This is a genomic window from Flaviramulus aquimarinus (assembly GCF_039543205.1).
Taxonomy (GTDB): domain Bacteria; phylum Bacteroidota; class Bacteroidia; order Flavobacteriales; family Flavobacteriaceae; genus Flaviramulus_B; species Flaviramulus_B aquimarinus.
The window spans coordinates 1,646,111-1,660,084 of record NZ_BAABJH010000001.1 but is presented as its reverse complement, the minus strand read 5'-3'; the positions used below and the strand labels follow the sequence as shown (position 1 = coordinate 1,660,084).

General features: G+C 34.7%; 7 protein-coding genes. All 7 read left to right on the top strand.

The window, feature by feature from the left end; translation table 11 throughout:
* The first annotated feature begins 400 nt into the window (after positions 1 to 400).
* On the top strand, positions 401 to 3,577 hold the full coding sequence (locus ABD941_RS07670; protein WP_345273524.1) for a glycoside hydrolase 5 family protein: 3,177 nt from the start codon (positions 401 to 403) through the stop codon (positions 3,575 to 3,577).
* Positions 3,578 to 3,589: 12 nt separating this feature from the next.
* Positions 3,590 to 4,999: an Ig-like domain-containing protein gene (locus ABD941_RS07665; RefSeq protein WP_345273522.1), complete on the top strand. Its 1,410-nt coding sequence runs from the start codon at positions 3,590 to 3,592 to the stop codon at positions 4,997 to 4,999.
* A 61-nt stretch (positions 5,000 to 5,060) separates the two neighbouring features.
* Complete coding sequence (locus ABD941_RS07660; protein ID WP_345273521.1) at positions 5,061 to 5,864, top strand: glycoside hydrolase family 16 protein; 804 nt, start codon at positions 5,061 to 5,063, stop codon at positions 5,862 to 5,864.
* Positions 5,865 to 5,992: 128 nt separating this feature from the next.
* Positions 5,993 to 7,516 (top strand): glycoside hydrolase family 30 protein, encoded by a 1,524-nt coding sequence (locus ABD941_RS07655; RefSeq protein ID WP_345273520.1) that lies wholly within the window; start codon positions 5,993 to 5,995, stop codon positions 7,514 to 7,516.
* A gap of 8 nt (positions 7,517 to 7,524) precedes the next feature.
* On the top strand, positions 7,525 to 9,069 hold the full coding sequence (locus ABD941_RS07650) for a sugar porter family MFS transporter (RefSeq protein ID WP_345273519.1): 1,545 nt from the start codon (positions 7,525 to 7,527) through the stop codon (positions 9,067 to 9,069).
* 11 nt (positions 9,070 to 9,080) lie between these two features.
* Positions 9,081 to 10,409, top strand: a complete 1,329-nt coding sequence (locus tag ABD941_RS07645; protein ID WP_345273518.1) for a glycoside hydrolase family 2 TIM barrel-domain containing protein — start codon at positions 9,081 to 9,083, stop codon at positions 10,407 to 10,409.
* Between the two features lie 74 nt (positions 10,410 to 10,483).
* Positions 10,484 to 13,945 (top strand): hypothetical protein, encoded by a 3,462-nt coding sequence (locus ABD941_RS07640; RefSeq protein WP_345273517.1) that lies wholly within the window; start codon positions 10,484 to 10,486, stop codon positions 13,943 to 13,945.
* Positions 13,946 to 13,974 lie beyond the last annotated feature (29 nt).

The following is a 13,974-nucleotide window of genomic DNA, read 5'->3' as shown; positions in this document are numbered from 1 at the left end:
TTTTTATTTAATAAAGAGAAGTTGTTAATTTAATATAGTTCTATAATAGTTTTTAACAATTTTATAAACACAACACTCAGATTTGATACCTATACAAAACCACAACATTATAGAAAATCAGCATAATTTTTTATTGGTTTTAGGAAAAAAAACAGCCCGATAAGACCAGTTACATTGGAATTCTTTAAGGAAACTAGAGGGTTTGTTGTGGTTTGTATGTTTTTTGTTGAGGTAGTTGTCTCGACTTGATGATTATATTTGGCTAAATTTATTAAATATTGATGCCCTGCCCGAAGTATATATTGAAAATTATATAAAACGATTCATTTTTTAGTATATACCCAAATAAATAAAATAGCATAAACTAAACTATTTACATAATTACTAAATTAAACAAACTATGAAAAACAATTTTCTAAGACTACTACTTTTCTTATTCACAGCCTCCTTGTGTGCCCAAGCTAATAAGGTTGAAGTTGTAAATAATGATGAAGGCATGAGATTAGTTGTCGATGGTAAAGATTTTATGATCAACGGTATGAATTGGGATTATTTTCCAATTGGTACGAATTACAATTACAGCTTATGGAATCAATCAGACGACATTATCAAATCAGCTTTAGATGCTGAAATGGGTCTATTACAGAATATGGGCGTTAATGCGGTAAGAATGTACACCGGTGTACAACCAAAATGGATTCAATATATCTATGAAAACTACGGTATATACACCATGCTTAACCATTCATTTGGGCGTTATGGTCTTACAATTAACGGCGCATGGGTTCCAGTAACCGATTATAGAGATGAAGCGACAAAAGAATTGTTAATGGCAGATGCCACAAAATTGGCAGAAGATTATAAAGACACACCTGGACTATTGTTATTCCTTTTAGGTAATGAAAATAATTACGGTTTGTTTTGGGCTGGTGCAGAAACCGAAGATTTTCCAGAGGGCGAAGAGCAACTTAATGCAGTTGGAGAATTACGTGGAAGACCGATGTATAAGCTTATGAACGAGGCTATTTTAAAAATGAAAAGCATCGATTCTTCTCACCCAATGGCTATATGTAATGGAGATGTATTGTTTCTCGATATTGTTGCCGAAGAGTGTAAAGACATCGATATTTATGGTGTAAACATGTATCGTGGTGTAACCTTTACCGACGCATTTGATACAATAAAAGAAAAGTTCAATAAACCCGTAATGTTAACGGAGTTTGGTGCAGATGCTTTTAATGCGCTTGAAAACCAAGAAGACCAAAAATCACAAGCGTTTTATATGGTTAATAACTGGAAAGACATTTATGAAAATGCTGCAGGTATGGGTAGAGCCGAAAATGCTATTGGAGGTTTTACATTTCAATTTAGTGATGGCTGGTGGAAATATGGACAAACTAAAAATTTAGACGTTCATGATAATAATGCATCATGGTCTAATGGCGGGTATTACATTGATACAGAAAACGGAAGTAATAATATGAACGAAGAGTGGTTTGGTATTTGTGCCAAGGGACCAACAAACTCTAGAGGAACATATACCCTGTATCCACGTGCTGCCTATTACGCTTTAAAAGAGGTACATAATCTAGACCCATATGCTACTGGTGTAGACAAAGATTTTATGAAAAGCCATTTCAAAAACGTAAACCTTATGGATGCCGTTTTAAGAGCTAGAGGAGACAAAGCAGCTATGGGCGGTGGTGAAAAAATTAAGCTTAGTAATTTAAGAGCAGAGTTTACAACCTTCAACACTGGCGGGAAGTTCATTTCAACACCAGATGCTATCGACCCAGACGAGGATACTTATCCAAATCAATTAGGTTTTGATCATATGCAGTCCTATTTCATAGGTGTAGAAGGAAACCCTACTGCAAACTTGAGTGCTAACGTTAATTTTAATATTCTTGGTAACGTAGCAGGAAACCCTATTGATGAAATTTTCTATGAAAATAGAGGACGTCCTATTGAAGTAAAGAATGCAGATGGTGATGAAGTTATTACTATTGCTGACCCTAATCGTGTTCAAATTTATAATGCAGAATTTGAATGGAAAGGAAAAGAAGCAGATGTAAGAGGTTTTTACAGAACGGGACATTACCACTGGGGTTCCGAAGGTGATTTCTTTGGCTTATATCGTGAAGCCAATTATGGTCCTAATTTAGACATTTATCAAGGTGAAATACTTGGTTTTGAAATTGACGGCAAGGGCGCTTTTAATGGTTTAAAAGCCGCTTTTGGTCCACAATTATGGTGGGGAGCAAACCCAGCAGTATTATTAAAATATTCAACCAAATTAGGGCATTGGGATGCTACAGCTGTTTTTCATGAAGATATTGATGATATAGGTGAAGCAGTAACATCGGTTGCGTTTCCAGTTCCTAAAACTCGTAGAGCAACACTTCATTTTAAAAGAAAGTATGGACCAGTAGGTTTCGAAGTTGGAGGTATTTGGGGTGGACAACCATTAAACGGAAGAACATTTCAAGTTTCTGAAAACAATCCTGATTATGACCCAATGAATCCTTCAGCTGAATCAAAATACATTATTTCTGATGATATGATTGATTCAGGCGATAACTGGGGAGCAAAAGCCAAAATCACCTTCCAAAAAGGTGCTTTTAACTGGTATGCATTAGGAGCTTCAACAGGCTTGGTTGCTAATGGTGGATCAGATGAAACATTAACGTTTACTGGATGGAAACTAAAAGATAATGGTAGCGGAAACCAAAATAGTTTTTTAACAGGGTTTACTTACTTAATAGGTGATTTTCAAATAGCACCTAACTTCTTATGGCAAGAACCACTTGTTGGTGCCATGCCAAATGATCTTGAACTGAATAGCGTTGGACGCTTAAGAAACATACAAGATGATCCATTTTCAGTAAGAGGAAATAGAAAAACAACAGCTGGAGAATTATTACTGACTTATGATCCTACACCAGGATCATGGTATTACGAATGGGATAACGATAGAGCAGAAGATGCCAAATTCGCAATGAACCTTGGTTTTGTGTTTCGTCACTTACCAACGACAATGGATGCGGCTATCGGATTTTTAGCAAATCGTCAGTCTTTTGCCTTTGGGAAAGCAACACCCGCAGAAGATTTATGGGAAGTACATTCTAGAATTGTGTCTAAAGCATCTCCAGAATTTGGTTTTATTGCCAATCTTTTTGCAGGTAATGCACAAGCAAATGGTAGCGATGACAGATTAATTGAGCGTTATGGAGGTGATATAAGAATGATTTACAATAAAATTAAAATAACAGCACAAGCTAAGTTTAATGATTGGGGGCCTTTTGATTACCATCGTGATTTCAACCAAACGTTCCCAGAACAATTCATGTTAGATATATCTACAAACGTAGGTAAGCCAGATTGGTTTGTATTACCAGATACTAAAATTGGTATACGAGGAACTTGGCGTTCAATTGACCAATATTCAGGACGTTACAATCCAACTCAAACTATTGATGCATCAGGGAATTCAGTACCAGATCCATTAGCTATTGGTTTTGATAATGGTAATGAATGGGAAATTAGAACATATATTCATATTAATATTGGACAATAAAAAAAATAGAAAATGAAAAATATAAAAAACAGTTACACAAAAACGATATGCTTGTTAGCTATGGTTTTTATCACGGCATTAAGCTGTGAAAGAGATATATCAGACGATGCCGTTCCAGCTACTTTTGCTCCAACGGCCGAAGTATTTATTGATGGTTTTAGTGGAGGCATGCAGTTTCAAGCCTTTGGAGACATTTATAATTTTAATGTAGATAATGATGTGGTTTACAAAGGACTAGCTTCTATGAGATTTGCCGTTCCAGCCGAAGGAGAAACAGGTAGTTTTGCAGGGGGCAACTTCTTTACCGGAGGCGCTAATCCAGATGGCACCACTTTTTATGCAGGTGGACGCGATTTATCAGAGTTTGATGCCTTAACATTTTGGGCTAAATCCTCTATGCCAGCTGAAATTGATGAAGTTGGTTTCGGATTAAACCCTGATCAAGGTAGTGTATTCAGAGTGTCGTTAAAAAATGTAGCGGTTAATTCAAATTGGAAAAAATATTATATTCCTATTCCTGATGCTTCAAAGCTAACAGGAGAACAAGGTCTATTCTATTATTTTGAAGGCCCTGAACAAGGTCTTGGTTATACGTTTTGGATAGACGAATTACAGTTTGAGAAGTTAGGAACCTTTGCACATGCCCAACCTTTAATTTTAAATGGAAATGATGAAACCACCACAGGTTTTAATACTGTTGAAATACCACTTACAGGGGTAGGGGCTTCATTTAATTTGCCTAATGGAATTAACCAAACTATTGAATTAACACCAGCTTACTTTACATTCAGTTCATCCGATGAAGCCGTTGCCACAGTTAACGATTTAGGTATTGCTACTGTAAATAGCGAAGGAACAGCAATTATAACAGCGTCTTTAGGAGAGTTTGAAGCTCAAGGTTCATTAACAATAGAATCCGCAGGAGCGTTCTTATTTGCTCCTACTCCAACTCAAGACGAGGCAGATGTTATCTCTCTATTTAGTAATAATTATACTAATGTTTCAGGTTACACTAGCAACTTATTTTGGGAACCGTATCAAACAACGTTAAGTGCAGACTTTAATATAGCTGGCGATGATATTATAAACTATATAGAATTTAATTTCGTAGGAAATCAACTTACGGATGGACTTCTTGATGCTTCTGGAGAAGATACTTTTCACTTTGATGTGTTTATTCCTGGTGACGTTGCTGGAGCTCAATTAAGAGTGGCGTTAAGAGATTTTGGTGATGATGGTGCTGAAGGCGGTGGTGATGATGGCGAAATTGCTATGATAATTTCATCCTTTACAGCTGGGGAATGGAATAGTTTTGATATGCCTTTGGGTGCTACTGGTAGAAGTAACCTAGGATTCATTGTCTGGGAAAACCTAAACAGTACACTTACTAATCTCTATATAGATAATATTTACTTTTATTAATAAAAAAGAAGAAAACATGTTAAATCAATGTATTATAAAATCACAAAAAATAGTTAATAGCATGAGGTTATTAAAAAGTATTCTACTAGCCGTTTTACTAGTTTCATTTTCAAGTTGTGATGAAAATGACGAGGGACCAAAGGGGACAACCTGGCAATTAGTATGGTCGGATGAGTTTAATCCTGATCCTGCTCTAGGACCAGTAGCGCCAGATGAATCTAAATGGACTTATGACATTGGCCCATTTAATGCCAATAATGAGTTACAAAACTATACCAACAATCCTGAAAATGTTATTGTTGAAGATGGGTTGCTTAAAATAACCGCTCTAGAAAACTTCTCATCGGCACGAGTAAAAACCCAAGGGTTGTTTAGTCAAACTTATGGTCGTTTTGAAGCCAGGCTTAAAACACCTTATGGTCCAGGAATATGGCCTGCATTTTGGCTATTAGGAGATAGTGTTGATACTGTTGGATGGCCAGAATGTGGAGAAATTGACATCATGGAAATAAAAGGACAAGAACCAAATATAACATACGGAAGTATACACGGACCTAGTAGTGCTAATCCACAAGAAGATGCTCCCGTTTCTAAAACCTTTGCCTTGATCAATGATAGATTTGATGCTGATTTTCATATTTTCGCTATCGAATGGGGTGTTGATTATATAGATTTTTATATAGATGAGACTTTATATCAACGTATAACACCTGGAGATGTAGAAGAGTGGGTGTTTAATGAGCCTTTTTTCATTATTCTAAATGTTGCCATTGGTGGAGATTTTGTTGGTTTTCCAACATCCAACACACCATTTCCACAAACCATGGAAGTGGATTACATAAGAGTTTATAAAGAATTAAACTAATAATTAATGTGCAGGTATTAGCATAATACCTGCACATTTTTAAAAACTTGAAAATGAGTATTTGTAGAGGTTAAATTTTTCAATTCCTACTGTTGATTATTTAGATTCGCATTAAATAATATATTAAAATGCAATTAATAAAGACACCTAATTTTTTTAAAAATCAAAGCATATTGTTAATTGCTTTGATTTTGTTTTCTGCTTGCAAATCAGATACAAATACAGAAGAGCCTTCCACACTAAAAGAGGCTAAGGAAAACACACCTTTAAATATAAATACTATTAAAAGTCAAGTCTATACTACGGCGCACAATGCCAATTTAAAATTAGCATTAACAGATTCGTTAACATTTAAAGGGTTTAAACAACCTCTTGAAACAGAGTCTGCCATTATTGTTGATGCCTCAAAAGAGTTCCAGACATTCTTAGGTATTGGTGCAGCATTAACAGATGCTGCCGCCGAAACGTTTTATAAACTCACCGAAACCAACCAATCCAAGTTTTTAGAAGCCTATTATAATAAAGAAACAGGAATAGGATATTCTTTAGGTCGCACGATCATTCACAGCTGCGATTTCTCAACAGCTAGCTATACCTATATAGAAGAAGGCGATTCAGAATTAAAAACCTTCAATATAGAACACGATAAAAAATACAGGCTTCCATTTACAAAAAAGGCCATAGAAGCCGCAGGAGGCAAATTAACCATGTACGCTAGTCCTTGGAGTCCCCCAGCATTTATGAAGACCAATAACAACATGCTAAAAGGAGGCAAACTAAAACCAGAATTTTATCAGCCTTGGGCAAATTATTACGCAAAATTCATTAAAGCTTATGAAGCAGAAGGTATTCCTATATGGGGCTTGACCATCCAAAACGAACCTATGGCTGTTCAACGTTGGGAATCTTGTATATATACCGCAGAAGAGGAGCGCGATTTCTTAAAAAATTACCTAGGTCCAACTTTAGAAAAAGAAGGTTTAGGAGATAAAAATATTATAGTTTGGGATCATAATCGGGATTTATTGTTCCAACGGGCAAGTACTATATTAAACGACCCAGAAGCAGCAAAATATGTTTGGGGTACAGGGTTTCATTGGTATGAAGATTGGAAAGACGGTATCCCAATGTTTGATGCCGTAAAAAAAGTAAAGGAAACTTACCCAGACAAAAACTTAATATTTACCGAAGGCTGTAATGAAGCTTATGATATAAAAAGAATTGAAAATGAGGACCCAAAGTTGGCTGAACGTTACGGAAAATCAATGATTAATGATTTTAACAACGGCACAGTGGCTTGGACCGATTGGAACATCCTATTAGACCAAACTGGAGGACCAAATCATGTAGGCAACCTATGCTTTTCTCCAGTTCATGGCAATACAGATACAGGCGAACTAACATTCACCAATACATATTACTATATCGGGCATTTTTCAAAATTTATACGCCCAGGCGCAAAAAGAATAGTAAGCGCATCGAGTGTAAATACATTGCTAACCACAGCGTTTAAGAACGAAGATGGAAGTATTGTAATTGTTGTCATGAATCAAAGTGATAAACCCATTGATTATACAATGACCATGCAATCTAAAACAGCAAACTTAAAAACGTTGCCTCACGCCATCCAAACCATAGTACTAACGAACTAAAATTATAAATGTCTAAAAAACTAATACTTATTGCATTTGTAGTCTCTTTAGGGGGCTTTCTATTTGGCTTTGATGCTGGTATTATTTCGGGCGTTATGAACTATGCAGGACCCGAATTCAATTTAAGCGATATACAATCAGGTTGGGTTGTAAGTTCACCGTCATTTGCAGCTATGATTGCAATGATTTTTTCAGGACGATTAAGTGATGTTGTAGGGCGAAAAAAAATACTTATAGTTGTCGCTTTTTTATATGCCATATCAGCATTATTCTCAGCCTACGCGACATCTTACGAAATGCTTTATATAGCAAGAATGATTGGTGGATTAGCCTTTGGAGCTGCATTAGTATTGGCGCCAACATATATTGCAGAAATCTCTACAGCAGACAATAGAGGTAAACTCGTTTCCATTCAACAATTAAATATAGTACTCGGTTTTTTTGCAGCATTTTTAAGCAACTATTACTTCAATAAATATAACACGTCTGGCGATTCTTTTTTTACAGACGAAAACGTATGGCGTTGGATGCTAGGAGTTGAACTAATTCCTGCTATACTATACTTTATTTTCTTATTCTTCATTCCAAGAAGTCCACGTTGGCTATTTACAAAATTTAGAAATGAAGAAGCTAAACAAGTTTTGGTTAGTGTATATGGCGAGGTAAAAGCTGAGCAAGAAACGAACAGTATTCTAAATAGTTTAGAAGGGACCACAACAAAATCAGAAGATAAAGTCAAACTAAAAGACTTATTCAAACCAGCTTTAAGATTTGTTTTAATAGTAGGTTTAATAGTAGGTGTTTTACAACAAATTACAGGAATAAATGCGGTTTATTTTTATGCAACCTCAATCTTTAAACAGACAGGAATAGGAACAGATGCGGCTTTTGCTTCAGGTATTTTGTTAAGTTCCATTACTGTTATTTTCACATTTGTTGCCATGTATCTAATAGATCGCATGGGTAGACGACCTTTGCTCTTAATTGGCACAGCAGGTATTGCAATAAGCTTATTGCTATGTGCTTACGGCTTTAAACAAGCCACCTATCAATTAACATCACAATCAATTACAGAATTACAATTCGAAGGTGCTGATAAGCTTAGTGCGTTTACCGATAAAGTTTATGAAAATGATGTAGACTTCAAAAACGATATGAAATCTGCCTTAGGAAATCAAATATATAGTAAAAACGATGGTGCCATTTTAGAATCGGCAACAAGTATAAACGCAACCTTAGTGTTAATAGGAGTTTTAGGGTTTATTGCATGTTTTGCATTTTCATTAGGACCAGTAATGTGGGTGTTATTATCCGAATTATTCCCAAATAAATATAGAGGATTTGCTATAGGTGTTATAGCTTTTGTAAACTCATTTATAAGTTGGGTCGTACAACTTATTTTTCCTTGGGAATTATCAAATTTTGGAAATGCATTAACCTTTTTCATTTTTGGAGCAATAGCATGTATTGGCTTTTTTGTAATGTTAAAAATATTACCAGAAACCAAAGGGAAATCATTAGAACAAATAGAAAGAGAACTCGTTACAAATTAAAACAAGTACAGGTGAATACTATTTTTACATTATGCTTTTGTTTCATAACCCTTATGGGGTGTAAAACGGATAAACCTGAACAGAATACAACAAAATTAGAATTAAATAAATTAAGTAGAGTGACTAAAGTAACTGTAAATAATACCAAAGGAAAATCCCAGCTATTAGTAAATAACCAGCCTTTTTATATTAAAGGCGCGGGATTGGAATTTGGTAATATTCCAGCTTTAGCAAAACACAAAGGAAATTCATTCAGAACTTGGCGAACAGAAAATGGAGAACAAAGCGGTAAGGAAGTTTTAGATGAAGCTCATAAGTATGGGCTAATGGTAACCATGGGTATTGAAGTAGCCAGAGAACGCCATGGATTTGATTATAATGATGAAGCTGCGGTAAAAGAACAAAAAGAAAGAATTAGAAAAGAAGTTTTAGAATTTAAAGACCATCCAGCTTTATTAATATGGGCTATAGGTAACGAACTTAATTTAAAATACACCAACTCAAAAGTTTGGGATGCCGTTAACGATATTTCTAAAATGATTCACGAAATAGATCCAAACCATCCAACAACAACAACGCTTGCTGGTTTTTCAGAAGAAGTCGTTAAAGACATCAAAGAACGTTGTGCAGATATCGATATCCTATCCTATCAATTATATGGCAGTATTAATAAATTACCACAAATATTAAAACATTATGGTTTAACAGGACGGCCGTATATGGTAACCGAATGGGGAGCCACAGGACATTGGGAAGTACCAAAAACATCGTGGGATATCCCAATTGAAGAAAATAGTACAGTAAAAGCAGCTAACTATTTAAAAAGATATGAAATAGCTATAGAGCCAGATACAACACAATGCTTAGGGTCTTACGTGTTTTTATGGGGACAAAAACAAGAGCGTACACCAACATGGTACGGTGTGTTTTTGGAAGATGGAAAAGAAACCGAATCAGTAGATGTTATGCATTATATCTGGAACAAAAAATGGCCAAAAAACAGAACACCTCAAGTAGAATCCTTTACTATAAATGATAAAACAGCATACGAAAGTATCATTTTAGAAGCGCAACAAGAACAAGTTGCCTTTATAAAGATTCAGGATTTTGAAAATGATAAAATTAATTATAATTGGGAGCTTTTATTGGAAAGCACAGATTTAAAAGATGGTGGAGACAAAGAAGAACGCCCAGAAAGTATAAATATTAACATAACAAGTAATAAAAACGGAGAATTAAAATTTAAATCCCCTAAAAAAGGGATGTATAGATTGTTTGCTTATGCAGATGATGGTAATAATCATGCTGCAACTGCAAACATTCCATTTAAAGTTGAATAAAACAATAATAACAAATTTAAGCAAATTAGAAACATTAAGGCTTAGTCGAAAACCAAAACCAAAAGTTAAAATTAATGAATAACAATACAATATACATAGGAGATAAAAAAGCGTCTTTTGAAGCAAAAAAAGTTGAGGGCAACATTATAAATTTCGATAACGAGAATTACTATAAAATATCCAATAGCGATGCTATGAGACCATTTTTTATGAGTATCGTTAGCGATTCAAACCATTGGATGTTTATCTCTAGTAATGGCGGATTATCAGCAGGTAGAAAAGATAGCGATTCCTCGCTTTTCCCATATTATACAGATGATAAAATTACTGAGTCAGCTAACCTTACAGGAAGCAAAACGATTGTTCAAGTACACGCAGACGGGAAAACATTTTTATGGGAGCCACTTACAAACACATATGCAGGCGTTTATAAAACAGAAAGAAACTTATATAAAAATAGTTTAGGAGATAAAGTTGTTTTTGAAGAAGTTAACGAGGATCTGGGTCTTACTTTTAGATATGCATGGAATACAAGTGATCAATTTGGTTTTGTTAAAAAATCTACCATAATAAACAATACGAGTAAAAATATTGAAGTTACGATATTAGATGGTATTCAAAACCTGTTACCCTATGGCGTTTCTGAAGATTTACAAAACAAACGAAGTAATTTAGTAGACGCTTATAAGAAATGCGAATTAGATGAAAACACAGGAATAGGGACTTATGCCCTGAGTTCTATGATTGTAGATAAAGCAGAACCAAGTGAAGCCCTTAAAGGAACCATTGCTTGGTCTACAGGAATTACAAATGCAAAATATTTAGTATCATCTTCTCAATTAGATAACTTTAGAAAGGGAATCGAAATAAAACAAGAGGTAGATGTTAAAGCAGAAAAAGGGGCCTATTTTATCTGTGCAGATTTAACTTTAAAATCTGAATCAGAACAAAATTGGATGATTTTAGCCGATGTTAATCAATCTATGGTTACCATAAGCAAAATAGCGCAATTAATTAAAAATGAAGGGGATCTAAGTGACAGTATACAAAGCGATATAGAATTAGGGTCTAAAAAGTTATTAGAACTAAATGCAGCATCAGACGCACTTCAATTAACAGCCGATAAATTAAGAAATACTAGACATTTTTCTAATACGCTTTTCAATATTATGCGTGGAGGTATCTTTGATGATGGCTATCAAATTGAAAAATGGGATTTTGTAAAGTATTTAGAGATTGCAAACAAAAAGGTCTTTAAGAAAAAAGAAGAACTTCTAAATAATCTTCCTGAAAAATTCAGCCTCAATCATTTAAAAGGTTTAGCAGAACAAGATGAAGATAAAAACTTTAAAAGGCTAGCCATAGAATATATGCCACTTAAATTTAGTAGAAGGCATGGCGACCCAAGTAGACCTTGGAACAAATTCTCAATTAACACAACAAGTGAGTTAGATGGTTCAAAAATATTAGATTACGAAGGCAACTGGAGAGACATTTTCCAAAACTGGGAAGCCCTTGCTCACTCCTACCCTGAGTTTATTGAAAGTATGATTCATAAATTCTTGAACGCTACAACTTTTGATGGTTACAACCCTTACCGTGTAACAAAAGATGGCTTTGATTGGGAAACCATTGAACCAGACGATCCATGGTCTTACATTGGATACTGGGGAGACCACCAAATTATTTACTTACTCAAGTTTTTGGAGTTTATTGAAAACCACTACCCTAATAAATTAGCTAAGTATTTTAATCAAGATATTTTTGTTTACGGAAACGTTCCTTACAGAATAAAAAGCTATTCAGATATTCTAATAAACCCAAAAGACACTATAGATTTCGATCAGGAATCCCAAGAAAAAATAGAACAAAAAAGGTTAGAACTAGGAGCAGATGGAGCCTTGTTAAGAGATAAAACATACTTTATTTACAAAGTAAACCTCATAGAAAAATTATTAGCAACCGTCCTTGCTAAGCTTTCTAACTTTATCCCAGAAGGCGGTATTTGGATGAATACCCAACGTCCAGAATGGAACGATGCAAACAACGCCTTAGTAGGTAATGGTGTTTCAATGGTAACATTGTATTATTTACGTCGTTTTTTAAATTTCTTTGAAGACGTTATTAAAAAATCGCCTTTAGAAGAAAACGAAGTGTCTAAAGAACTGGTTGATTTTTTTAATAAAGTATTAAGCACGTTTAACGAAAACACTCATATTCTTTCAGGGAAAGTTTCTAATACAGATAGAAAAACAGTATTAGATGCCCTTGGTATTGCAGGTAGTGACTATAGGTTAAATATTTATGAAAACGGTTTCTCAAGTGATAAAGGCACCATTTCTAAAAAGACCTTATTACAATTTTTAGAAATCTCAAAAAAATACTTGGATCATAGTATAGACGCGAATAAAAGAGATGACAATTTATTCCATGCCTATAATTTAATGACGGTTGATAACGAATCGGAAGTTTCTATTTCATATTTACCAGAAATGCTAGAAGGCCAAGTAGCTGTGCTAAGTTCTGGATATATTTCCGGAGACACCTCATTAGAGGTGCTAGACGCATTAAAAGCCAGTTCATTGTTCAGACCAGATCAATACAGCTACATACTGTATCCAGACAAAGAGCTTCCTAGGTTTGATGTAAAAAACAATATAGCTTCCAGTAAAGTAGAAGCTTCAGCCTTATTAACGCAATTGTTAAAAGATAAAAACAAACAGATCATAGAACAAGATGTTCAAGGTCGTTATCATTTTAATGGAACATTCAATAATGCAGATAATTTAAAAGCAGCATTATCAAATTTATCACAAGATACCTATGGCGATTTAATTGAAAAAGAGTCAAAGCAAATACTGAATATTTTTGAAGATATATTTGATCATAAAGCTTTTACAGGGCGTTCAGGAACCTTCTTTGGTTATGAAGGACTAGGTTCTATTTACTGGCACATGGTTTCAAAATTACTCCTAAGCGCTCAAGAAACCTGTTTATTAGCCATAGAACGAGGTGAAAATGAGGTAACCATAGGAAAACTACTAGACCACTATTATGAAATTAATGAAGGAATAGGAGTTCATAAATCTCCAGAGTTATACGGAGCAGTACCAACAGACCCATATTCGCACACACCAGCAACAAAAGGTGCGCAACAACCTGGAATGACCGGACAAGTAAAAGAAGATATTTTAAGCAGATTTGGTGAGTTGGGCGTATATGTAGTTGGAGGTAAATTGTTATTTAACCCACGTTTGTTAAGAATTGAAGAATTTTTAAGAAAACCAAAAACATTAGAGTATATCGATGTAAATAAGGAATCAAAACGCATCGAGTTAGAAAAAGGCTCACTGTGCTTTACATACTGTCAAGTACCAATTATTTACAAACTGTCTGATGAAGAAAAACTAGAAGTTGTATTCAATGAAAACACGACGTTAGAGTTCGATACTTTAGAGCTGGACTCACAAACAAGCAAAAAAGTTTTTGAGAGAACAGGAGAGATTAGTCAAATAATAGTTTACCTAAAAAAGTAAGCATTTATATATGAAAAATAAGCATACAT